This window comes from Streptococcus sp. NSJ-72 (assembly GCF_014334035.1).
Classification (GTDB): domain Bacteria; phylum Bacillota; class Bacilli; order Lactobacillales; family Streptococcaceae; genus Streptococcus; species Streptococcus constellatus.
Map to the genome: position 1 here is coordinate 1,259,995 of NZ_CP060489.1, position 24,897 is coordinate 1,284,891.

General features: G+C 38.7%; 19 protein-coding genes, 3 tRNA genes and 1 pseudogene. 3 read left to right on the plus strand and 20 right to left on the minus strand.

Annotated features, from left to right (window positions below; all coding sequences use genetic code 11):
* The 5 genes from H8787_RS06165 to H8787_RS06185 form a co-directional block, all read right to left on the minus strand.
* A complete protein-coding gene (locus H8787_RS06165; protein WP_003069052.1) occupies positions 1-723 on the minus strand; it encodes a CoA transferase subunit A in 723 nt (240 codons plus the stop codon).
* A 17-nt stretch (positions 724-740) separates the two neighbouring features.
* Positions 741-1,520 carry an enoyl-CoA hydratase/isomerase family protein gene (locus tag H8787_RS06170; RefSeq protein WP_187327683.1) on the minus strand — a complete coding sequence of 260 codons (780 nt, stop codon included), beginning with the start codon at positions 1,518-1,520 and terminating at the stop codon, positions 741-743.
* 299 nt (positions 1,521-1,819) lie between these two features.
* A complete protein-coding gene (locus H8787_RS06175; RefSeq protein ID WP_187327684.1) occupies positions 1,820-2,998 on the minus strand; it encodes an acetyl-CoA C-acetyltransferase in 1,179 nt (392 codons plus the stop codon).
* A 17-nt stretch (positions 2,999-3,015) separates the two neighbouring features.
* Complete coding sequence (locus H8787_RS06180; protein ID WP_003069048.1) at positions 3,016-3,864, minus strand: 3-hydroxybutyryl-CoA dehydrogenase; 849 nt, start codon at positions 3,862-3,864, stop codon at positions 3,016-3,018.
* A 92-nt stretch (positions 3,865-3,956) separates the two neighbouring features.
* Positions 3,957-5,165, minus strand: coding sequence for an acyl-CoA dehydrogenase family protein (locus H8787_RS06185; RefSeq protein ID WP_003069045.1), 1,209 nt, complete (start codon positions 5,163-5,165; stop codon positions 3,957-3,959).
* Positions 5,166-5,511: 346 nt separating this feature from the next.
* Between H8787_RS06185 and H8787_RS06190 the strand changes: the two genes are divergently transcribed.
* Positions 5,512-6,828, plus strand: coding sequence for an FAD-containing oxidoreductase (locus tag H8787_RS06190; RefSeq protein WP_187327685.1), 1,317 nt, complete (start codon positions 5,512-5,514; stop codon positions 6,826-6,828).
* Between the two features lie 195 nt (positions 6,829-7,023).
* Here the strand turns inward: H8787_RS06190 and H8787_RS06195 are convergent, their stop codons facing one another.
* Positions 7,024-7,767 carry a class A sortase gene (locus H8787_RS06195; protein WP_187327686.1) on the minus strand — a complete coding sequence of 248 codons (744 nt, stop codon included), beginning with the start codon at positions 7,765-7,767 and terminating at the stop codon, positions 7,024-7,026.
* 23 nt (positions 7,768-7,790) lie between these two features.
* Positions 7,791-10,235, minus strand: a complete 2,445-nt coding sequence (gene gyrA / locus H8787_RS06200) for a DNA gyrase subunit A (RefSeq protein WP_222848861.1) — start codon at positions 10,233-10,235, stop codon at positions 7,791-7,793.
* Between the two features lie 199 nt (positions 10,236-10,434).
* On the opposite strand from gyrA, the gene H8787_RS06205 reads away from it, so the two are divergent.
* The gene (locus H8787_RS06205; protein ID WP_115263180.1) at positions 10,435-11,418 is read left to right on the plus strand and encodes an L-lactate dehydrogenase; all 984 of its coding nucleotides are present in this window, start codon (positions 10,435-10,437) and stop codon (positions 11,416-11,418) included.
* Between the two features lie 275 nt (positions 11,419-11,693).
* Here the strand turns inward: H8787_RS06205 and H8787_RS06210 are convergent, their stop codons facing one another.
* From H8787_RS06210 to parE, 12 genes and pseudogenes are all read right to left on the minus strand, one after another.
* Positions 11,694-12,101 (minus strand): NUDIX hydrolase, encoded by a 408-nt coding sequence (locus H8787_RS06210; RefSeq protein WP_003069025.1) that lies wholly within the window; start codon positions 12,099-12,101, stop codon positions 11,694-11,696.
* A 65-nt stretch (positions 12,102-12,166) separates the two neighbouring features.
* Positions 12,167-12,238 (minus strand) — tRNA-Arg (locus tag H8787_RS06215).
* Positions 12,239-12,320: 82 nt separating this feature from the next.
* Positions 12,321-13,520: a 30S ribosomal protein S1 gene (gene rpsA / locus H8787_RS06220; RefSeq protein ID WP_003069023.1), complete on the minus strand. Its 1,200-nt coding sequence runs from the start codon at positions 13,518-13,520 to the stop codon at positions 12,321-12,323.
* 162 nt (positions 13,521-13,682) lie between these two features.
* Positions 13,683-13,754, minus strand: a tRNA-Gln gene (locus H8787_RS06225).
* A 41-nt stretch (positions 13,755-13,795) separates the two neighbouring features.
* Positions 13,796-13,876, minus strand: a tRNA-Tyr gene (locus H8787_RS06230).
* Positions 13,877-13,928: 52 nt separating this feature from the next.
* Positions 13,929-14,159, minus strand: a complete 231-nt coding sequence (locus H8787_RS06235; protein WP_003069018.1) for a DUF2969 domain-containing protein — start codon at positions 14,157-14,159, stop codon at positions 13,929-13,931.
* Between the two features lie 103 nt (positions 14,160-14,262).
* Positions 14,263-15,285, minus strand: a pseudogene (locus H8787_RS06240) (branched-chain amino acid aminotransferase); the annotation flags it as partial.
* Between the two features lie 137 nt (positions 15,286-15,422).
* Positions 15,423-17,879, minus strand: a complete 2,457-nt coding sequence (gene parC, locus H8787_RS06245) for a DNA topoisomerase IV subunit A (protein ID WP_187327688.1) — start codon at positions 17,877-17,879, stop codon at positions 15,423-15,425.
* A 212-nt stretch (positions 17,880-18,091) separates the two neighbouring features.
* Positions 18,092-18,913, minus strand: coding sequence for an aminoglycoside 6-adenylyltransferase (locus tag H8787_RS06250; RefSeq protein WP_187327689.1), 822 nt, complete (start codon positions 18,911-18,913; stop codon positions 18,092-18,094).
* Between the two features lie 19 nt (positions 18,914-18,932).
* Positions 18,933-19,667, minus strand: a complete 735-nt coding sequence (locus tag H8787_RS06255; protein WP_187327690.1) for a DUF6261 family protein — start codon at positions 19,665-19,667, stop codon at positions 18,933-18,935.
* 216 nt (positions 19,668-19,883) lie between these two features.
* Positions 19,884-20,903, minus strand: a complete 1,020-nt coding sequence (locus H8787_RS06260; protein ID WP_187327691.1) for a hypothetical protein — start codon at positions 20,901-20,903, stop codon at positions 19,884-19,886.
* Positions 20,903-22,846: a DNA topoisomerase IV subunit B gene (gene parE / locus H8787_RS06265; RefSeq protein WP_187327692.1), complete on the minus strand. Its 1,944-nt coding sequence runs from the start codon at positions 22,844-22,846 to the stop codon at positions 20,903-20,905. Before parE ends, H8787_RS06260 begins: the two co-directional genes overlap by 1 nt.
* Positions 22,847-23,028: 182 nt before the next feature.
* Here parE and plsY point away from each other — a divergent pair, with 182 nt between their 5' ends.
* Entirely contained in the window at positions 23,029-23,676 is a 648-nt protein-coding gene (gene plsY / locus H8787_RS06270) for a glycerol-3-phosphate 1-O-acyltransferase PlsY (RefSeq protein WP_020997801.1), read from the plus strand.
* A gap of 563 nt (positions 23,677-24,239) precedes the next feature.
* Here plsY and H8787_RS06275 read toward each other — a convergent pair.
* On the minus strand, positions 24,240-24,857 hold the full coding sequence (locus H8787_RS06275) for a tetratricopeptide repeat protein (RefSeq protein ID WP_039677124.1): 618 nt from the start codon (positions 24,855-24,857) through the stop codon (positions 24,240-24,242).
* Between the last annotated feature and the right edge of the window lie 40 nt (positions 24,858-24,897).

Below are 24,897 nucleotides of genomic sequence, written 5' to 3' on the forward strand. Positions count from 1 at the left end.
TTACACTACCCCTGCAAATTTTTTTGTCTCCGTCCAGAGGTCCCCCATCATTTCATGATGTTCTTCAGCAGTCAAACTTTTAACAACATAATCTACAAGGATTCCTGGAATGTATATATCGTTGGGATCGATTTCACCAACTTCAACAATGTCATTAGTTTCGACAATAACTGTATCAGCTGCAAGCGCTAGTTGCAATGAAATATTTTTAGTTGTACCGTCAATATATAAATTACCATATTTGTCTGACTTGGTAGCTTTAATCAAAGCAACATCGATTTTCAAAGGGTCATAAACCAGATATTCTCTGCCATTACGGACTACTTTTTCATAGTCATTTTCCAAAATAGTACCTACACCAGTAGGAGTCAAGACAGCTCCTAAACCGGCTCCAGCAGCGTGAAGTCGTTCTACCACAGTTCCCATTGGTGTGAACTCAACTTCCATATCACCACTAAAATATTCATGTTGCACTGCTGCAGAAGTTCCCACATGAGCAGCGATGTATTTTTTTACTTGGTGGTTTTCGCATAAACGACCAACACCAACTTCTTTACCGGGTTGTGAAGTCACCACCGATACTATTGTTAAGTTTTGTTGATTTTGTCGAATCAGTTCTTCAATGAGTTCAAATGGTTCACCTACCCCAAGAAAGCCTGAGATGCCAACCATATCGCCAGATTTAATCTTAGAAATTGCTTCTGGTAATGTTACAATGTGCATACCACTACCTCCACCTACTATTTGCGATTAAAAACAGCTTTGCGCTTTTCTACAAAAGCATGCATCCCTTCTACTTTATCCTCTGTAGAGAACAACAATGCTTCTGCTTCAGTTTCGAGCCTAATAGCATTTTTAAGTGGAAGTTCAGAACCAACCTGAATAACATGTTTAGCTTTCTCTACTGCTAACGGTGCATTCTTCATAATTGCAGCAGCCAATTCTTCAGCTGAAGTTAACAGTTCTTCAGCTGAAACCAACTTGTTAAGAATTCCCAGTTCGTAGGCTTCTTGACCTTTCACTGTACGAGCAGTGAAAATCAATTCTTTCGTACGGCTTGTTCCAATCAAACGAGACATACGTTGAGTACCAGCGAATCCTGGAATAATGCCCAAGCCAACTTCTGGAAAGCCAACAACTGTCTTTTCAAATCCAATACGGATATCTGTCGAAAGTGCTAATTCCATTCCTCCTCCAAGTGCATACCCATTGAGCACTGCAATTGTTGGTTGACGTAAGTCAGAAAGTCGAGTAAAAGTATTGTTTGCAAATGTCATATATTCAAAAGCTTGAATTGGCGACATCACGTTCATTTCTTTAATATCAGCTCCAGCTACAAATGCCTTTTCTCCTGCCCCTGTTACAATCACAACACGGATTTCTTCACTTTGTTCAACTTGATCAAGAACATCATTCAGATCAGTTAATACTTGAGAACTCAAAGCATTTAATGCTTCAGGACGATTGATCGTAATGTAGCCGATGCTGTTTTTTACTTCTAGTAAAACAGTTTTACTCATTTTAATGCTCCTACTTATAAAATTTGAAATATTAAGTACAGTGTCAACAAATACTTGAACCCAAAATGTAAGAGCTTACAATGCTATGATATCCCATTTTTCCATTCTCGTCTACTTAATCTTAATTTATAACTCTATAAGTTTAACTTATAGAGTTATAAAAAATACTAAGACTTTTTGATTTTCAAAATAAAAAAACAAATTCTACTAAGAATCATTTAAGATAAACGTCTTAGATGGAATTTGTTTTACAGAGTAAAAAAATCAAATGGTAAATTAAATTTAGTAGGTAATTATTTTTAACGTTCTACAATAACTGCTGTGCCCATTCCTCCTCCGATACAAAGAGTTGCAAGACCACGTTTAGCATCGCGTTTTTCCATTTCATGCAACAAAGTAACCAGAATACGGCAACCTGATGCTCCAATTGGATGACCAAGTGCAATGGCACCACCGTTTACGTTTACTTTTTCCGGATCAAGATTTAACTCCTTACCAACAGCACATGCTTGCGATGCAAATGCTTCATTGGATTCAATCAAATCGAGATCCTCAGTTGTAAAGCCACCCTTTTCAAGTGCTTTACGAGAAGCATAAATTGGTCCGCAACCCATGATTTTCGGATCTAATCCTGCACTTGCATAGGATTTTATGGTTGCTAAAACAGGAATGCCTAGCTCTTTCGCTTTTTCTAAACTCATGACAACAACTGCTGCCGCTCCATCGTTGATACCAGAAGCATTACCAGCTGTGACCGTTCCGCCTTCTTTAAAGACAGGGCGTAATTTAGCCAAACCTTCTAGTGAGGCATCTTTTCTTGGAAATTCATCCGTATCAAAAACAATTGGCTCACCTTTTCTCTGTGGAATAATCACTGGAACGATTTCTTCTTTGAAACGTCCAGCTTCAATAGCTGCCACAGCACGTTGTTGTGACTGAACAGCAAAAGCATCTTGGACTTCACGAGAAATATCATACTGTTCAGCAACATTCTCAGCTGTGATTCCCATATGGAAATCACCAAAAGCGTCAGTCAGACCGTCGCGTAACATAGTGTCAATCACTTTTGTATCTCCCATACGAGATCCCCAACGCTGACCTTGAAGAACGTATGGTGCCTGACTCATATTTTCTGCACCACCTGCTACAATAATATCTGCATCTCCACATAAAATTGCTTGGGCAGCTAATTGAACTGTTTTCAGTCCTGAACCACATACTTTATTCACTGTAAAGGCTGGAGAAGAGACTGGAATACCTGCATTGACACTCATTTGACGTGCTACATTTTGCCCTAGTCCTGCTGCCAACACATTTCCCATAATCACTTCATCAATTTGTTCTGCTTTCAAATGTGCTCGTTCAATCGCACTTTTAATAACCAAACTTCCCAAATCAACAGCTGAAATATTTTTCAAACTTCCACCAAAAGAACCTAATGGTGTACGAACTGCTGATACAATCACTGCTTCTTTCATTTCTTGCTCCTTATATCTTAATATTTAAAGAAACCTTCCTTTGTCTTACGACCCAGTTTACCAGCTTCAACCATTTTTTTCAACAATGGAGCAGGACGATATTTTGGATCACCAAATCCATTATTCAATACACCCATAATAGCTAAGCAAACATCCAAACCAATCAAATCAGCTAAAGCCAATGGTCCAATAGGATGGTTAGCACCGAGTTTCATAGCTTCATCAATTTCTTCAGCTGTTGCAACCCCTTCTCCGAGAATGAAAATCGCTTCATTAATCATCGGAATCAACACACGGTTCACTACAAAACCATAAGAATCTTTAACATCAACTGCTGTTTTACCGATTTTTTCAGTTAATTCACGAACAGCTTTAACGACTTCTTCTGATGTTTGAAGTGCTTTGATTACTTCGACCAATTTCATAACAGGAGCAGGATTAAAGAAGTGCATTCCAATGACTCGTTCTTGATGTACTGTTGCTGCAGCAATGTCTGTGATAGACAAAGATGAGGTATTTGAAGCTAAAATAGTTTCTGGAGATGTCAATTCATCTAATTGTTTAAAAATACTCAACTTAATATCTCTATTTTCAGTAGCTGCTTCAATAACTAACTGAACATTTTTAGCATCCTCATATGAAGTTGATGGAATCAGCTTACTCAAAATACTATTTTTATCATCTTCTGAAAGACGACCTTTTTCAACGGAGCGTGTTAGTTGCTTAGTGATATTTCCGATGCCTCTTTCAACGAATTCTTCTTTAATATCATTCAAATACACCGTAAAGCCTGATTGCGCAAAAACTTGAGCAATACCACTTCCCATTTGACCTGATCCAATGATCATTACATTTGAAATATTCAATTTTTTCTCCTATCTAGTACGTTACAAAATTTAAAGCGAAAGAATAGGAACGATTGAATGATATACACCCCTCAATCGCTCCTTTTTCGTCATTATACAAATGCACCTAAGCCAGTGATTTCACGGCCAACAATCAAAGCGTTGACTTCATGAGAACCTTCATAAGTGTAAACTGCCTCAGCGTCTGCAAAGAAGCGTGCAACGTCTGTTTCAAGAGTAATTCCATCGCCTCCACATGTTTCACGAGCAAGAGCCACCGTTTCACGCATGACAAGTGAATTGTGCATTTTAGCAAGAGCAGAATTTAACATCAATTCATTACCCGCTTCTTGCATTTCAGCGATACGAACTGAATAAGCGATTGCTGCCACAGCGTTTGCTTGCATTCTAGCCAATTTTTCTTGAATAATTTGGAATTTAGCAATTGGACGTTTGAATTGTTGACGATTTGTAGCGTATTTCAAGGCTGCATTAAATGATCCGCAAGTTATCCCCATAGCGATATGAGCCACATCAGCACGAGTAAATGTAAGAATACGAGCTACATCTGCAAATCCATTGATATTTACTAAACGGTCTGAATCTGGAACTTCAACATTTGTCATGGTAATATGACCATTTCGAACACACCGAAGTGCAATTTTATGTTGGATGACTTCTACATCGTAACCAGGAGCTCCCTTACGAACGATAAAACATTTAACCTTACCATCCGCTACATCGCGAGCAAATACTGGGATAACATCTGCTGTATCTGAACCACCAATCCATCGTTTTTCACCATTAAGAATCCATTTATCTCCAACACGTTCAGCAGTTGTTGCGAGTCCACCTGCAATGTCTGAACCTGAAAGTGGCTCTGTCAAAGCAAAACATCCTTGCCAATCAAATGCTGCTAATTTAGGAAGAAATTCTTTTTGTTGGCGTTCATCACCACCGAGCAAGATTGTATTATAGCAAAGTCCGCCATGAACAGTATAGAATGTAGCCATTGATGTATCAAAACGAGCCAATTCCAAGTAAAGGAATGCGATATAAAGTTCTGATGGTTTGTAGCTGCCTTCACGTCCCTCAAACAATTTAGGATTGTTCATAATTTGTGCACCTTTGGCAACTGTGTAAAATTGTTCAAATGGAAAATCAGGTTTTTCCCAATGTTCATTGATAACAGGACGAAGATGTTTTTCAATCAAACGACGAGTTTCTTGCAAAACTTCTGCTTCTCCTAATGTCAAACCATCTGCATAATGGAAAAGATCTTCAGGATATAGTTCACGTAAAATTTCTTCTTTGGTTGCCATAGTATGGACTCCTTTGTAATAGTATGATAAGAGCGCTTTCATTTTAAGGCTCAGTATTTGTTGACGCTTTCATTTTATATCGAACACGCTATAATGTCTACTTAAGATAAATTAAACTTCCCATAAGCTAGTGTTATACATGCTGATTTTAGTGGATTTTCAAAGGTTAAAATCTAAATTTTCCAAATAAAAAAATTTTCAGATTCTAAAAATTTCTTTATAAAATTCTTGAATTTTATAAAGATTTTTTCCACTACATGTAGCGGCCAGATCAATTTTACGGAGCAAAATACAGGCAATTTCAGAATAGATGTGCTACAATATTTGTAAAAAACGGAGGAAAACCATGTTAATATATGATCTAATTGTCATTGGTTTTGGTAAAGCCGGAAAAACATTAGCAGCCAAAATGGCAATGCAAGGAAAAAAGGTTGCTTTGATTGAACGCAGTAAAGCTATGTACGGCGGAACTTGCATCAATATCGCTTGTATTCCAACCAAAACCTTACTAGTAGCTGCAGAAAAAGGATTATCTTTTGAAGAAGTAATGACTGAGAAAAATGCGGTTACTAGCAGACTCAATGGGAAAAATTACGCAACTATTAGTGGTGCTGGAGTCGATATTATTGATGCAGAAGCTCATTTTCTATCCAATAAGGTAATTGAAATTGTCTCAGGTAACCAAAAACAAGAATTAACAGCTGAAAATATCGTCATCAATACAGGTGCTATCTCTAACATTCTACCAATCCCAGGACTTACTACATCAAAAAATGTTTATGATTCAACAGGTATTCAAAACCTTGATAGACTACCTAAAAGTCTTGGAATTCTTGGCGGTGGGAATATCGGTCTTGAATTTGCTGGTTTGTTCAATAAATTAGGAAGCAAGGTCACTGTTCTTGATGCTGCCGATACCTTTCTACCACGTGTAGAACCTTCTATCGCTGCCATGGCCAAACAATACATGGAAGAAGATGGCATTGAAATTCTTCAAAATGTCTTTACTCAAGAAATTAAAAATGATGGTGACGAGGTGATTGTCGTTACTAAAAATAAAAGTTTTCATTTTGATGCGTTGCTTTATGCTACCGGTCGCAAGCCAAATATTGAACCATTAAAGCTAGAAAATACAGATATTCAAATAACAGATCGTGGTGCTATCCAAGTTGATAAGCATTGTCAAACTAGTGTTTCTGGCGTTTTTGCTGTTGGAGATGTCAACGGTGGATTGCAATTCACCTATGTCTCATTAGATGATTTCCGTATAGTTTTTAGTTATTTAGCAGGTGACGGCTCATACACACTTGATGATCGTAAAAATGTACCGACTACCATGTTCATCGCTCCACCACTCGCTCAAATTGGTCTAACTGAAGCACAAGCTAAAGAACAAGGATTGCCTTATGCAACTAAAGAAATTCCAGTTTCAGCTATGCCACGTGGACATGTCAATGCTGACCTCAGAGGAGCATTCAAAGCAGTTGTAAACACAGAAACTAAAGAAATTCTTGGCGCTACTATCTTCTCACAAGGAGCTCAAGAAATTATTAACATTCTAACTGTAGCTATGGACAACAACATACCATATACTTTTTTCACAAAACAAATCTTTACTCATCCAACCCTAGCTGAAAACCTTAACGATTTGTTTGCGATTTAGTGATGGTAATTGAGTTGTCATCAAAATTTAACACGAGTCGTTTTACTTTCAGCTAACGAAAAAGGTTAAGCAAAAACTTCCTGAATAATGAAAAAAGCTTAAAATCAAGTTATTAAAAACGTTGATTTTAAGCTTTTCTATTGTTAGCTACTTAATTTTTACTAAAAACGGAATCTTTGCCCAGCTTCTTTTATTTTATAGTTGCATTTGATTATATGTTTTACTAAATGCACTCAAAATTTCTTTTGGAGCATCCTTGTAAGAAGTTTCTCCTTCTAGTGTTCCTTTAACAATCGTTCGCGAAGTAGCTGCAGCATCTTCGCAGGTCACTAGCGTTACCTCATTGACTCCTTCACGATCATTAATCACATCTACTCTGTCAGGTGAAACATTTTCAACAGAAGTAATGGAATAAGTATATATCTTCTCTTTATCTGTTAGGTAAATCTTCATTCCGGCTTTTGCACGATCTAACGGAGAAAATAGCATATTACTTGCACCTGTAATTCCAAACACATGGTGACTCGCCAATGCATAATTCCCTTTCCCCATTTGCTGTGTTTCTTTCATCGTACCTGCACCATAATAAAGACCAACATTATCTAGTCCCTTAAAAATTGGCAAATTCATCGAAAGCTCTGGAATTGCAATTCCACCAATAACTGGTAGTTGCTGAGCCTGCCATTGGGCGTTAATCACATCTTCAGTTGACAATGATTTTACTTTGTCAAAGTTAAAGCTGGTTTTGGCTTTTTTATTTTTATTAATCTCATCTTTTGAAACATTGCTCACTTGATACCTATTGGTATGCCAGACCATAATCATATTACGAATAGAAGAGTTGAAAATAAGTGCAAGCGCTACAATAATTAGCAATGTCGCAACAATGTTAATCAGAATATTTTTTCTTTTATTATGTTTTTTTCTTCTTGATGACATAACATTTCCTTTTATCTAGTTTATTATTCATCCACTTCTTTTTCATCTTCTGCTTCAACACTTGTAAAAGTAACAATTTGCGCTCCCTTATCTAGTCGCATTACTTTAACACCCAAAGTTGCACGTCCTGTTTGAGAAATGTTAGCAACATTTGTTCGGATAATGACACCTGTATTTGTGATAATCATTAAATCTTCATCACCGTTCACGGCCATAAGCCCCGCTAATGGACCGTTCTTTTCAGTGATATTCGCTGTTTTCATTCCTTTTCCACCACGTCCTTTCGTAGCGTATTCACTAGCCAAAGTTCGCTTACCATAACCTTTTTCAGTAATGACTAACACTTCTTGATTATCCGAAATAACGCTAGCTCCCACAACATGATCATCTGGGCGCAAATTTACACCACGTACACCAGTTGCAGCTCGTCCCATGTTGCGAACTTGATTTTCATTAAATCGTACAGCATAGCCCATTTTTGTTCCGATAATGATGTCTGTTTGCCCATCTGTCAGAAAGACATTGATTAGCTCATCTTCATCTTTTAAATTCAAAGCTTTTAGCCCATTTTGACGAATGTTAGCAAATTCTGTTACGCTAGTTCGTTTTACCACACCATGGCGCGTGGTGAAGAAAAGATAAGAATGATCATTGTGTTCAGCTTGAACATTGATGATTGTCTGAATTGTTTCACCTTCGTCCAATTTCAACAAATTGACAATTGGCAACCCTTTCGCTGTACGACCATATTCAGGAATTTCATAACCTTTCAAACGATAAACACGGCCTTTATTGGTGAAAAAGAGCAAGCGTTCATGTGTACTAGTAGAAACTAATTCACGAACAAAGTCATCATCCTTAACACCTGTCCCTTGAACCCCTCGACCACCACGTTTTTGAGCTGTAAATTCATCTTGATTTAGCCGTTTGATGTAACCTTTATTGGAAAGCGTGATTAAAACATCAGCCTCTTCAATTAAATCTTCATCTTCAAGAGATAAAACTTCCCCGACCATTAGTTCCGTACGGCGCTTATCAGAAAATTTACGTTTGACTTCTTCCAACTCTTCTTTGATAATCGCAACAACTCGTTCTGGTTTTGCCAATATATCTGTCAAATCCGCAATTAATTTCATTAAATCATCGTATTCAGACTGAATCTTATCGCGCTCCAATCCTGTCAAACGACGAAGACGCATATCCAGAATTGCTTGACTTTGACGTTCAGATAACTCATAACGTGACATTAATTCCGCTTGTGCTTCAGCATCCGTTTCACTATTTCGAATAATGCGAATGACTTCATCAATATGATCAAGCGCAATCAACAAACCTGCTAAAATATGGGCACGTGCTTCGGCCTTTTCCTTATCAAAAATCGTCCGACGAGTTACCACTTCTTTTTGATGTTCAATATAAGCAAGCAGAATTTCACGCAAGGAGAGAATTTTAGGCACTCCATTTTGAATCGCTAGCATATTGAAACTGAAATTCGTCTGCATTTGCGTGAGTTTAAATAAGTTATTTAAAATAACATGCGCACTTGCATCACGCTTCACTTCAATGATAAAGCGAACACCTTCTCGGTTAGATTCATCACGGACTGCCGTAATTCCATCAATCCGTTTTTCTTGAACAAGCCGGACAATATGTTCATGGACTTTTGTCTTGTTGACCATATACGGAAATTCGGTAACAACAATCCGTTCTCGACCAGATTTAGTTTCTTCGATTTCTGTCCGAGCACGTAAAACGATAGAACCTTTTCCAGTTTCATAAGCACGGTGAATTCCCGACCTTCCCATGACTAAAGCTCCCGTTGGAAAATCTGGACCAGGCAATACTTCCATAAGATCGCGCGTTGTTACATCTGGATTGTCCATAATCAATTTAACGGCATCAATGGTTTCACCAAGATTATGGGGAGGAATATTGGTAGCCATCCCCACAGCAATCCCAGTTGCTCCATTAACCAATAAATTAGGAAAACGCGACGGTAAGACTAATGGCTCACGTTCGCTACTATCATAGTTATCCGCAAAATCAACTGTATTTTTGTTAATATCGCGCAACATCTCAAGCGAAATTTTACTCATACGAGCTTCTGTATACCGTTGTGCTGCGGGACCATCTCCATCCATAGAACCAAAGTTTCCGTGACCATCAACCAGCATATGACGGTAAGACCACCATTGCGCCATCCGCACCATCGCTTCATAGATAGAGGAATCTCCGTGTGGGTGATATTTACCCATAACATCACCCGTAATACGAGCAGATTTCTTATGTGGTTTATCAGGGGTAACACCTAGTTCATTCATTCCATACAATATTCTTCGATGAACAGGCTTTAAACCATCTCGAACATCAGGAAGGGCACGAGCCACAATGACACTCATGGCGTAATCGATAAAACTCGTCTTCATTTCGCTCGTTAAGTTCACATTGACTAAATTATTATCCTGCATTAAAAAATGCCTCTCTTCAATTTATATGACCATATCATTATAACATAAATCATGATTTTTTTCAGTAAACACCCCTTATCATAAAAACGTTTACATAAGATGATATGTATTATATCCGTGACAAAATGTTACAAAAGTGATAGAATGAAGTTGTAAAGGGAAAATGTTCCCCAATAAAATAAAGGAGATGTTTAGCAAAATGACTCTTACTAAACAACATAAAAAAGTCATCCTTGTCGGTGACGGTGCTGTAGGTTCTTCTTACGCATTTGCTCTTGTCAACCAAGGTATCGCTCAAGAACTTGGTATCGTTGATATTTTCAAGGAAAAGACAGAAGGAGATGCTGAAGACCTTAGCCACGCCCTTGCCTTCACTTCACCTAAGAAAATCTATTCAGCAGAATATGCTGATGCGCACGATGCAGATCTTGTTGTTTTGACTGCTGGTGCACCACAAAAACCGGGTGAAACTCGTCTTCAATTGGTTGAAAAAAACCTCCGCATCAATAAAGATGTTGTTACCAAAATTGTTGAGTCAGGATTTAACGGTATTTTCCTTGTGGCTGCTAACCCAGTTGATATCTTGACTTACTCAACTTGGAAATTCTCTGGATTCCCTAAAGAACGTGTCATTGGTTCAGGTACTTCTCTTGACTCAGCACGTTTCCGTCAAGCGCTTGCTGAAAAATTAGATGTAGATGCTCGCTCTGTCCATGCTTACATCATGGGAGAACATGGTGATTCAGAATTCGCTGTTTGGTCACATGCTAACGTTGCAGGTGTCAACCTTGAAAATTATCTTCAAGACGTAGAAAACTTCAATGCTGCTGAATTGGTTGACTTATTTGAAGGCGTTCGTGATGCTGCATACTCAATTATCAATAAAAAAGGTGCAACATTCTATGGTATCGCAGTTGCCTTAGCTCGTATTACAAAAGCTATCCTTGATGACGAAAATTCAGTTCTTCCACTTTCGGTATTCCAAGAAGGTCAATATCCTGGTGTTACAAATTGCTACATTGGACAACCAGCTATTGTTGGCGCACATGGTATCGTACGTCCAGTAAATATCCCGTTGAATGATGCTGAAAAACAAAAAATGCAAGCTTCTGCTAAACAATTGAAAGATATCATCAATGATGCTTTCTCTAAAGAAGAATTTGCTTCAGTAGCTAAAAACTAAAGAATTTCCTTTCTTACTCCTTGTTTTATCAAGGAGTTTTTTCATTTTAAAACAGGAATAAAATTTGAAATTTTTTAGTTTGCGGTTTTAGCTTCGTTACCTAACATTCCTTTAGAATCTTGAAGTATGAATGAAAAAAATTGTTCTTTCGAGTTTGAAAAGCGAATGTTATTGGAACTGTTTCATAAGTCCTATCTATTCTTTCAACTATATTAATAGCTTTTACTAGCGTAAAGTAAGGCTAAGATAATATTATCTTAGCCTTACTTTATAACTTATTTGAATAGATCGTTTAAATATGGAACAATTGTTTCTTCTTTCATATCCGATAAGGTCTGAATCCAGCGAAATGCTGTATGCTCTTCCGGATCAAGTTTTATCTCTCTATTATATTCTAGCAATTTCGCCTTATACACTAGACGCGTAAAAACAATGCCCTTTGTATCATCGTAACAGCTATCCTCATGAAGTATCTCACTTAATTGTATCTTTTGGTTGACTTCTTCCATCGCTTCTCGTACAGCACCTTCTCGCGGCAATTCGTCTTCTTCCACACTACCTCCTGGAATATCCCAATATTCTGGATACATGTTTGGAGAACCACGTTTTATTTTACTTCGTTTAATAAGCAAATATTTTCCATCTTTTTCAATTAGAGCATGAGCAATCAATTTTATAGGCATTCGCAATCTCCTTTGTAAAAATAAAAAATCTTGCATAAAACAAGACTTTCAAGTAATAAACACAATCCACCCTGAGAGAATCGAACTCCCATCTCAAGAACCGGAATCTTACGTGATATCCATTACACTAAGGGTGGCAACTATTTTATTATATAAAAATTTTATAAAAATAACAAGTAAAAAAGGACTGAAATGATAAATTCCAATCCTTTTATTTGATTATAATTCAATATCACCAAACAAGTCAGCCATTGAAAATCCAGTTTGAGTTTCTGGAAGTTCAAAGTCACGTTTTTCTTGACGTTTTTGACGACGAGGACGTGATTGACGTTTTTCTTTTTGGTCATCTTCTTGTGCTGGACGTTCTTCAAGAGCCTTGATAGAAAGTGATACACGTTCTGCATCAGCGTTTACATCAAGAACTTTCACAGTTACTTCCTGACCGACTTTAAGCACATCTTTTGGATTTTCAACACGTTTATGTGAAATTTGTGAAATATGGACAAGTCCGTCAATACCTGGTAATACTTCTACAAAAGCACCGAAATCTGTTAAACGTTTAACTGTACCTTCGATAACATCACCGGCAGCAAGTTTTTGTTCGACACCGTCCCATGGTCCAGGGGTTGTAGCTTTAAGAGAAAGCGATACACGACCTTCTTCTTCATTCAAATCAAGAACTTTTACTTCGATTTCATCGCCAACTGATACAACAGATTTTGGTGAAACATTGCGCTCATGTGACAATTCAGTTAAATGAACAAGTCCGTCAACACCACCAAGATCAATAAAAGCACCAAAGCTTGTGATACGTGCAACTTTCCCAGTCACGATGTCACCAACAGCCAATTTACCAAACACTTCAGCACGTGCTGCTGCTGCTTGAGCTTCTACAACTTCACGACGTGAAAGGATAAAGCGATTTTCTTTTGGATCCACTTCTTTAATTTTTGCTTCAAATTCTTGACCTACAAAACGTTCAGTGTTACGAACGAAACGAGTATCTAGCATTGAAGCAGGAATAAATCCACGAAGTCCCTCAAATTCTACTGAAAGTCCGCCTTTAACAGCACGAGTCCCTTTTACAGTAACAACTTCTTCTTCACGTCCAACCAACTTGTCCCATGCCTTGCGAGCTTCTAAACGTTTTTTAGATACTAGGTAAGTAACTGTATCCGTATCTTTACCCACTACTTGACGAAGAACAAGCAATTCAAGTGTTTCACCTGGTTTTACAAGGTCGTTAATGTCAGCATCACGATCGTTTGTCAATTCACGAAGGGTCAAAACACCTTCCACACCAGTTCCAGCGATTGCAACATTAGCTTGGTTCGCATCAACAGTCAATACTTCAGCAGTAACGACGTCGCCTGGCTCAACTTGGCTAACACTATTTAGCAAATCTTCAAATTCATTCATCTAAAAAAATCCTCCAACAATCAAGCATTTCTCGCTTGACATACTTATAATATTTTTCCTAAGCACCGCAATGACATTGAACTATCTTTAACGTTTCTCACCCTATAAAGAAATAAAATACCCTAAGATATTTTACCATTTATCTGATATATTACCTAAGAACTGGGGTAGCTGGATTCGAACCAACGCATGAGGGAGTCAAAGTCCCTTGCCTTACCGCTTGGCTATACCCCAAAAAAGAACGTGGTCATACCATTAAAAATTAAGTACGCTCATGGAGAGGGAGGGATTCGAACCCCCGAACCCGAAGGAGCGGATTTACAGTCCGCCGCGTTTAGCCTCTTCGCTACCTCTCCTGTATAATCAACAGTATTCATTATACCATTGATGAAAAGAAAATACAAGCATTTATTTACTCAAATTATAGGTTTCAATCAATTTTTCCACAGCATTTTCAAGTTTTTTATAAAAACTATCAACATTTTCATTTTTTATGATAGCAAATTGCCCGTTAAACTCAGCAATTTGACCAATGACTTTTTTTCCAATTGATAGAACATAACCTTCGTGCTGGTCAGTTCCTACTTTGACTTGGCTATCTGCCAATTGGATTTCAATCTTTTTATCTTTTTTACTCATCATATACCTCTTTCAAGTCTCTATTTTACAAAAAAATAGGAAAACTAGCAAGTGATATGTGATAATAAAAGCTACCTCAACCGAGAGATAGCTTCAAACATTTTTAAACTTTTACGATCCAGCCTTCTGGTGCTTTAACATCGCCAAATTGGATGCCGGTTAATTCATCATAAAGTTTTCGAGTAACAGGTCCAACTTCTGTTTTGCTATAAAAAATATGAAACTCATCACCATGCTGAACACCACCAATTGGAGAGATAACCGCTGCTGTGCCGCAAGCCCCTGCTTCGACAAATTTATCTAGATCATCTATGAAAATATCCCCCTCAATAGCTTTCATGCCCAAACGATGCTCTGCTAAGTATAGAAGAGAGTATTTTGTGATAGAAGGCAGGATAGATGGGCTAAGTGGTGTGATAAATTCATTATCTACGGTAATACCAAAGAAATTGGCAGAACCCACCTCTTCAATTTTGGTATGAGTTGCAGGATCTAAATAGATTACATCTGAAAATCCGTTTGTTTTCGCATATTGACCAGGAACAAAACTTCCTGCATAGTTCCCCCCTACCTTAGCTGCACCTGTTCCATGTGGAGCCGCACGATCGTATTCCTCTTGAATGAGAAAATTAGTTGGTTGCAAGCCTCCTTTAAAGTAATTTCCAACAGGCATAGCAAATACAGTAAAAATATATTCATCGGCTGGTTTTACGCCAATGATGTCCCCGATACCTAGCAACAGCGGACGAATATAAAGGGTCCCTCCTGTTCCATACGGTGGAACGTATTCTTCATTTGCAAGAACAACCTGCTTAACTGCATCAACAAACATATCAGTCGGAACTTGTGGCATTAAGAGCCGATCTGAGGTACGTTGTAGACGTTTTGCATTTTGATCCGGGCGAAATAGTTGAACGCTGCCATCTTTTGTGCGATATGCTTTCATTCCTTCAAAAGCCTGTTGTCCATAATGAATGCAGGGAGAAGATTCAGACATATGCAAAGTAGCATCTTCAGTTAATTCTCCTTTTTCCCATTGACCGTTTTTATAATAAGCGAGATAACGATAAGGTAATTTCATATAGGAAAAGCCTAGGTTTCCCCAATCAAGATTTACTGACATAACATTCTCCTTTTTGAACTTATGTTTTTAATTTTACACTATTTTTAGATATTTTCAATGGCTTTTTGCAAAATTCTGAAAATTTTTTAATTTCAGTTTATAACGACAATAAAAAATCAGCCACTTGGACTGATTTTCAATTATTTAAGATTCGCAGAAAACACTTCTTCATCAGAAATGGTATCTGAGATAAAACTACCATTGCTGGTTCTTTCAGATAAACCAAGATCAGCTAGATTCACCTCGTAAGTCGTTCCTTTGCTGGATACAATAGAAAGGATCTGCTCTTCTTCTGCTGCTGGATTGTCTGAACTGAAGAGATCTAGTTCTGCAGGCTGCTCCCCAAAGACAGGACCTGCTTGAAAGACACGATGTGGCTTGGACTTCAGATCGCGCAACACTTGCAAGCCACGATTCGCTCGACTAGTCACAGGAATGTCTGCAACTGCCATTCGCTTGAGCGCTCCTCTCTGAGTCAAGATATAAAGTGAATCAGTATTGGCAATAAAAGCAGTAGCTAGGACATCATCTTTTTTGAGATTGATAGCTTTGACACCTGCTGCCTTGGCACCCACAATTGGTACTTCTTCGATATTGAACCGAAGAGCATAACCGTTCTTAGTCACTAACATGACATCGTCCAGCTTGATTGGAGAGAGGGTGATAATTTGATCGTCTTCATTTTTTAGTTTAGCAAACTTGATAGACTTGGACTTATAGGTTCGCCAAGGACTAAATTCTCTTCGCTCTACGCGCTTGATTTGCCCTAGTTTTGTTACCGCAAAATAAGTTCCTTCGTCAAAATTATCAACCAATTCTGTATAGATGACTTCTTCATTCGTCTCAAAATTAGTAATAGTCTGACTGAGGTGTTCCCCGATTTCTTTCCAGCGAATGTCTGCCAGTTCATGAATCGGTCGATAGATGACATTGCCAAGGTTGGTAAAAATCAAAAGATGCTGAGTAGTTTTCGCCGAGCTGACAAAAACCAGACGATCATCATCCCGCTTACCGACCTCATCAACTGTTGATGAATTGAAAGAGCGCGGACTAGTGCGTTTGAGGTAACCGCCACGAGTGACGCTAACAAAAGTTTCTTCTTCCACAATCAGACTCGCTGTATCAATCTCGATGGCATTTGCCGTATCTTGCAATTCACTAAGACGAGGATTACCAAATTTCTTTTTGACATCGCGGAGCTCACGCTTCATGAGGTTATACATGGTGCGCTCATCGCCGATAATAGCAGAAAGCATCGCAATTTTATCGCGCAGTTCTGCTTCTTCCTCCTCCAGAACGACTACGTCAGTATTGGTTAAGCGATAAAGTTGGAGGGTGACAATGGCTTCAGCCTGCTCCTCGGTAAAATCATAGCTGACTTTGAGATTTTCCTTCGCATCTGATTTATTTTCCGATGCACGAATGAGCGCAATCACTTCATCCAAGATAGAAATCACTCGAATCAAACCTTCTACGATATGCAAGCGCTTCTCAGCCTTGGTCTTGTCAAAACGGCTGCGAGCCAGAATAATCTCCTTGCGGTGAGCAATGTAGCTGGTCAAGATTGGTACAATTCCTACCAAACGTGGTGTGAAATGATCAATGGCCACCATGTTGAAATTGTAGTTAATCTGCAGGTCCGTATATTTAAAAAGGTAATTAAGAATTAGCTCGGTATTGGCATCCTTTTTCAGCTCAATGGCAATACGAAGCCCATCGCGGTCAGACTCATCCCGCACTTCTGCAATACCAGCTACCTTGCTATTGAACCGCACATCGTCAATTTTCTTGACCAAGACCGCCTTATTAATCTCATAAGGAATCTCTGTCACAACGATCTGCTCTTTGCCACCTTTGAGTTTTTCAATTTCCGTCCGAGAACGCACGACGACGCGACCCTTTCCAGTCTCATAGGCTTTCTTAATCTCATCTCGCCCTTGCACAATGGCTCCCGTTGGGAAGTCAGGACCTGGCAGAAATTCCATGAGTTTGTCCACCTTGGCTTTGGGATGATCAATCATATAAACCACTGCATCGATGACTTCAGCCAGATTGTGAGGCGGAATGTCTGTCGCATAACCAGCAGAAATCCCCGTCGCACCATTAACCAAAAGGTTTGGAAAAGCAGCAGGCAATACAGTTGGTTCTTTCTCCGTATCGTCAAAGTTCCAAGCAAAAGGTACGGTGTCCTTTTCGATGTCTTGCAACAAGTAGCCGGCAATCTCAGATAAGCGAGCCTCAGTGTACCGCATAGCGGCTGGCGGATCACCGTCCATAGAACCATTATTTCCGTGCATCTCCACTAAAATCTCACGGTTCTTCCAGTCCTGAGACATACGGACCATAGCGTCGTAAATGGAGCTGTCACCATGCGGGTGAAAATTCCCCATGATATTTCCAACAGACTTGGCCGATTTGCGGTAACTCTTGTCAAAGGTGTTACCGTCTTTATTCATCGAATAAAGAATCCGACGCTGCACGGGCTTGAGTCCATCACGAATGTCGGGCAAGGCCCGCTCTTGAATGATATATTTGGAGTAGCGCCCAAAACGCTCTCCCATGATGTCCTCTAAGGACATGTTTTGAATGTTAGACATAAGATACAAAGGGACGTTTCGGCTTGCCGAAAATTTCTGTAGAAAAATAGGAAATCAATGCAGGGTTCGATGAACCCCAACCGATTTATCCTTTTTTCTAAGTCTTAGTCCCGTGTTCAGTTGCTATACAACCAAACTATCCTTTCTGTAATTTTCTTTTTTAATGCTTCCTGATGTAAGAGGCATCTCTTATGAATGAGCAAAGTGGATTATCACTTTCTTAGATTCAGTTTTTCTTTAGTGTACTGAATCATTTTTTCTGCAGTTTCTTTATCATAAGGAAAACCAGTCTTGAGAGAGAAAGCCTGAGCTTCTCTGTGGAAAAATTGCTGCGTAGACAGTAAAGACTGGATGAGGCATTCTTTGCTGGAAAAATCAAGCAAAGCGGCAAATTCTTCCTCCTTCTCAGCGGGCAAATACTGAAACAGATACTTATAGTTTTTGCCGACATCAATGACTCCTCTATCCGCTGCCACTTGCCAAGCCAATAATTTCAGCAATTCTTTCTGACAGATACCATAGAGATGATCCACCGCATACACAAATTGCTGACGCTGAATACCCTTGACAACATAGGCTGAAACCCACCAGAATTCATTACAAGATTTTGCAAAATCATCCGCACTTGCTGGTTTTGTCCAATAGCGTTTGAGAGTGGGGGTATAGGGTCGAAAAAGTCCCTGTGGGTCGTCCAACACCGTGAAGTCTGCTTCGCTATCCACCCACTCTTTAATGTGCTCCTTAGGGCAGAGGGTCAAATCTATCCGATTGCTATCTTCAAAGAGCATGAGATAGAGGCGGCGATGGTCTAGTTGGTTATGCTGCTCAATAATGCGCTTGCCAAACCTTTCCAACCAAGCAAGGTCAGCTACCAGTCCATCCAAATCATCCACAATGTAGACCACATCATAATCTTGAAACTCGTCCTTTGGAGCATTCGGATTTGCCCGCGAGCCAGATAGAGCGACTGCATCCGCTTGTATGACTTTTGCAATTCGCAAAATCAAATCCAACATTTCACTTTCAATTCTCATGGAAGTCCCTACCTTTTTGTTAGATTGCTTCTTTCACTTTCTTAACCGCTTTGCGTTTTTTGTAGCGACTGCGAATGGTATTGAGGTGGTCGCGAAGATCTGCATAGTGGCTTCTTTCTGGGTAGGCATAGGTCATAATAGCAGTGAAATCCAGCAGGAAATCGTAAATTTCTTGTAGCTGAATGCGGAGTTGCTTGCTTTGGCTAGGCACTTTGCCTTTTAACTCGGTCAAGCGCTCCTTATAGGCTTCTTCAAACCGCTTTTGCGCAGTCATCAAGCTTTCCACATGAGCTTCCAAGTGCAGTTTTGCCAGTGCCGTTTGATAGGTTGATTTCTTCAGCTCTTGGAGCAGGTGGTTGATGCCCTCGGTTTCCTTTTCATAGTTAGCAGCCGCAATCCCTACGTAATTTTTCAGCAAGCCCGCCAAGGTGTCGTAGGCTTCTTTGGTCGCAGTCTCCTTGACCCGTGAAAACGCCCGCACCAAAGCAGTCAGCGTCCCCAAAGCATCGTCTCGCTCGCGGTCGGCTTGGTCTAAACTAGTCACCAAGCGACTAGCTTTCGTCTGATGAAGCCCCTCCTGAAACTTAATCAAATGCTGGCTCATCTCTTCCAGCTTGCTCGTATAAATACTTTCCACCTTATGCGCCTTGTTAAAAGCAGCAATCGCCTCTTTCGACTCGGTCATGAGCTGAGAAAATTCGTTGTTCTCCAAATTGCGTACCGTTAAACTAATGACTCCGTATTCTTTTGTCATAAACTCTTCTTTCTTCGTGTGTTTTTTAGTTTTTTGCTTCAAAATCGCTCAGAACACATGTAAATGTTCGTCTTTTGCTCTAAAAATTCAAATCACACATGTGTGATTTGGTTTTTTACTCCTAGACAAAAAATTCTTCATGTGAAATTTCTTGTTTTAGGGATGGGGAAGGTGATTTTTTGTGGGGAATATAATTTTGAGATTTGAAAGATATCATTATTTTTGTGAATCTAAATAGTTTTTGTAATTGAATGCTTTGTACAGTCTATAATCTCCATAGTTTTTTACATCTTTTAGTGATTTCAATTCATTTTTTACAATTACTTCTAAAAATTTCTCTGTACTCAGCAACTTTTCTTTGTACTTTTCACCCCCATGATCGTAACATTTCTTTAATTCTTCATAGTCTGGATTGTTTGAAAGTAGCTGCTCTTGGAAAATTTCTTGGGCTTTCTGCTCTCCTTCAGCATATAGGTCATCAATAACAACTTCTATCCCATAACTTGATATTGTTACAATAATGATTGTCAAACTCCAGATATAGTCCCTTTCCCAATCTACATCACCAAAAATATAAATTAGAATAGCAAGAATTGCTAATATGGTTGTCGGACTAGAATTATAATCTCCAAATCGAAAACTTGGCTGTGATTTAATTATCCCCTTCAAAATCCAAATCATCGTCCTTGTTGCTATTAAGACAGAAATACCAATACCTAGATAATTATTTTTGCCAACTAAAATAGATATAAACAAAGATATCAATATAGAAAAAATGACTATAGGTACTAGTAAGGCATAGTGTTTTAGCCAATTCAGTTCAGGAAATAAGTTATAGATAATTTTAAAAAAACAATTTTTCTTAAAGGAAGTCAACGAAACTAATGAAACAAAGAATTTTGTTAAACAATAATAAAGACTTCCTACTAAAAATAAAAGAACAACTAGATAGAGAATAGGCCATAAAATAGTAGGCCATAAAAAATCGCTATTAGTAAATGTTGGATTCAATTTTAAAAGCATTATAAAAAGAAACCCAACAAATATTTCCAAGAATAAATATTTAAATATATTTTTGATTGCTAATACCTGAATATATTCTTTACTATTCATTATCTTCAAATTCTCTAAACTATCTATCTTTCGCTTTACATTTTCATATTTCTCATAGAGTTCATTAAATTTATTTGTCAATCTATTTAATAAGTATAATAAAAACTTTAAAATTTTCTCCATCAAAACACTCCACTCTCCTCCAGCGTAAACTTGACATTATCTTCAATCCATTTACGGCGGGGTGGGACTTTGTCGCCCATGAGGACATTGACGCGGCGCTCGGCACGAGCCAAGTCGTCAATGGTGACGCGAATGAGGGTGCGGTTTTCAGGGTTCATAGTGGTTTCCCAAAGCTGGTCGGCGTTCATTTCTCCAAGCCCTTTGTAACGCTGCAGCATGGCACCTTTGCCAAATTTCTTGCGCAAATCTTCTAGTTCGCCGTCCGTCCAAGCGTACTCAACAACCTCGTTCTTGCCTTTGCCTTTAGACATCTTATAAAGCGGCGGCAGAGCGATATAGACATGTCCTGCTTCAACCAGCGGACGCATATAGCGGTAAAAGAAGGTCAACAAGAGCGTCTGGATATGGGCTCCGTCCGTATCAGCATCGGTCATGATGATAATCTTGTCATAGTTGGCGTCTTCTAGAGAGAAGTCCGAGCCAACACCTGCACCAATAGTGTAAATCATGGTGTTAATTTCTTCGTTTTTGAGAATATCTACCATTTTGGCTTTTGCAGTATTGATAACCTTACCGCGGAGAGGCAGAATAGCCTGAAACTTGCGGTCACGACCCTGTTTGGCAGACCCACCCGCAGAATCTCCTTCGACCAGATAGAGTTCGTTTTTAGCTGGATTTTTGGATTGGGCTGGTGTTAATTTCCCAGACAGCAATCCCTTGTCTTTCTTGTTTTTCCTGCCATTACGGCTTTCATCTCTCGCCTTGCGGGCTGCCTCGCGTGCATCTCTTGCCTTGATTGCCTTGCGGATCAGATTAGACGCCAATTCGCCATTTTCCAGCAAGAAGAAGGTCAATTTGTCGGACACAATCGAATCAACTGCAGGACGAGCCAGTGGACTACCTAGCTTGTCCTTGGTCTGACCCTCAAACTGCAAATGCTCTTCCGGCACCAAGATAGACAACACAGCTGCCAAGCCTTCACGGTAGTCAGAACCTTCCAGATTTTTATCCTTTTCTTTCAGCAAACCGGTCTTTCTCGCATAGTCATTCATGACCTTGGTAATGGCTGACTTGAGGCCCGTCTCGTGCGTTCCGCCGTCCTTGGTGCGGACGTTATTGACAAAAGAAAGGATATTGTCTGAGTAACCGTCATTGTACTGGAGAGCCACCTCTACCTGAAAACCGCCCTCTTCTCCCTCGAAATAAAGAACTGGTGTCAATGTTTCCTTATCTTCATTCAGATAGCTAACAAAATCTTGCACCCCATTTTCATAATGAAAATCAACAGACTCGCCCGTTCGCTCATCTGTCAGAGAAAGGTGAACGTTTTTGAGCAAAAAGGCCGATTCATTAAGCCGCTCTGCGATTGTATTATATTTAAAATCAATCGTTGAGAAAATCGTATCATCTGGCATGAAAGTCACTTTCGTACCAGATTTGGACTTAGCTGCTGTCCCAATTTTCTTCAAAGTTGTTGCTGGCTTTCCACCATTTTCAAAACGTTGTTTATAAATTGTACCGTCACGTGTGATTTCAACTTCCAGCCAGCTAGACAGCGCATTTACCACAGAAGAACCAACTCCGTGTAAGCCACCCGATGTCTTGTAACCGCCCTGACCGAATTTTCCGCCTGCATGCAGTACCGTAAAAATAACCTCAACAGTTGGGATTCCCATCGCGTGCACACCAACCGGCATCCCACGTCCATGGTCCGTAACACTCAAACTCCCATCCTTGTTAATCGTCACATCAATCTTGTCGCCAAAACCAGACAAAGCTTCATCGACTGCATTGTCGACGATTTCCCAAACCAAATGGTGAAGCCCAGTTGCATCGGTTGAGCCGATATACATACCAGGACGCTTCCGAACTGCGTCTAACCCTTCTAATACTTGAATGGCATCATCATTGTAATTATTAATATTGATTTCCTTTTTTGTCACAAGGAACCTCCTGAATCATTCATCCTTTCTATCTTACAAGTTTTTAACAAATTTTGCAAAGTTTTTTAGAAAATAATGTATTCTTTCTGCTTTTCACCGCCATTTTGTCAGCCTAGACAAATTTTGTAAAATATTCCTTATCATTCCTCAATCAAAATCAAAATTCATGGTATAATAAAAACATGATAAAAATAGTTTTTACATTGATATTGGCTTATTTGATAGGCTCAATTCCTGCCGGACTTTGGATTGGACAAATATTTTACAAGAAAAATCTCCGCGAATACGGTAGCGGAAACACAGGAACGACCAATACCTTTCGTGTCCTTGGGAAAAAAGCAGGAATCATCACCTTTATTTTTGACTTTTTTAAAGGAACATTTGCGACGCTATTGCCTCTTTTTCTTCACATCAACGGTATTTCTCCTCTCGTTTTTGGACTTTTAGCCGTTCTTGGGCATACCTTTCCCATTTTTGCAGAATTTAAAGGTGGTAAAGCCGTAGCAACTAGCGCAGGCGTCATTCTTGGATTTTCACCTACTTTCTTCACTTATTTAGCTATCATCTTTTTCAGTTGCTTATATCTGACCAGTATGATTTCCTTTTCGAGTGTGACAGCTGCTACCTCCGCTATTTTGGGAGTTGTTTTTTTTCCACTATTTGGCTTTCTATTGCCGCGTTACGATGTGCTTTTTACCATGATTGTGCTTGTACTAGCGCTCATCATTATCGTTCGGCACAAAGATAATATTCATCGGATTCGGATGAAACAAGAAAACCTTATTCCTTTCGGATTGAATATCACAAAACAACAACCCAAACAGAAATAAAGGGAACTCTATATAGCGCGGTTTACACCAACTGCAATAAGCAGCATTTTAAAACAAGATTTTTGTAAATTTGATAATAATAATTTATTTCTGTGTAAACAAGTATGTAATTTTAAAAATAAAAACGGAAGAAGTAATATTCTTCCATTTTTATTTAGCCTTGACTTTATTGATTTCTGAAATTGAATCTTTAAACGTAACACCTTGAATATTATGTGAGTGTCTTTTTTATAATTTCTGGCGACGTCATATCAATAACCACAAATTCATCACCTTCAAGATTCTTGTCTTTATCAACAATCGTAGAAACTTGGAAAAGACATGCGCCATTGAAATAATGCACTAAGACTAAGCAATGTCGACAAAATAGAAACATTTATTTTTTCTTCTTCATAATCAATCCTCTTTTATTATTTTTTGATTACATTATATAAGATTTTTTGATAAACTAAAACCTTATTTAGTAAATTTCAGTTCATCGTTCGTTAAAATGGATATAAAAATACTCTAATTTTTATATTAGAATACCTTTATTTTACAAACATTATGAAATTTTCATCTTATTACTTTATCTGTGCCATCAAACCCTTCAGCTCTGTCGCTCCAACGCCATCACCTGCTTTTTCAAAACACGCCAGTGCTTTTTGTGCATAAAGCTTAGCTCTTTTTATATCTCTCTTAGCTAACATTACCTCAGCCAAGGCGCGATAAGCACAAGCATGGTTGACTAAATCATCTGTCTGCAATGCTAAATTTAGTGTTTCTTGCAAAAGCTCTTCTGCAAGATGAATATTTCCAAGTTTGAACTGTAAATATCCTTGTTCGTACAAATTGACTGATTTCTTTAGTACATCATCAGGGAAATGCTCTATAATAATTGCAGCTTCTGTCATTATCAAATCATAAGCCTTTTGAAAATGTTCTTCTTCTCGTTCGACCATAGCTAGTTGATGTAAGCCTATGTGCTGTTCTTCTAGGTTCTTTTCAGACACAGCTTGAGCATAATAGTCTTTTAAAAATTGACGGGCTAACGCAAAATCTTTTTCTTCTAAAGCAATATATGCTTTTAAATTCAGTGTACTATAATTGTCTTGCTCTATTTGATAAACTAATTGCTTCGCAAGATGATATTGCCCATCAAACAATGCTTGCCAGGCTTTTTGAAGTTGTTCTTCTGTCATATTTTCTTTCCTTGTATTCATAGAAAATAAATGTTACACT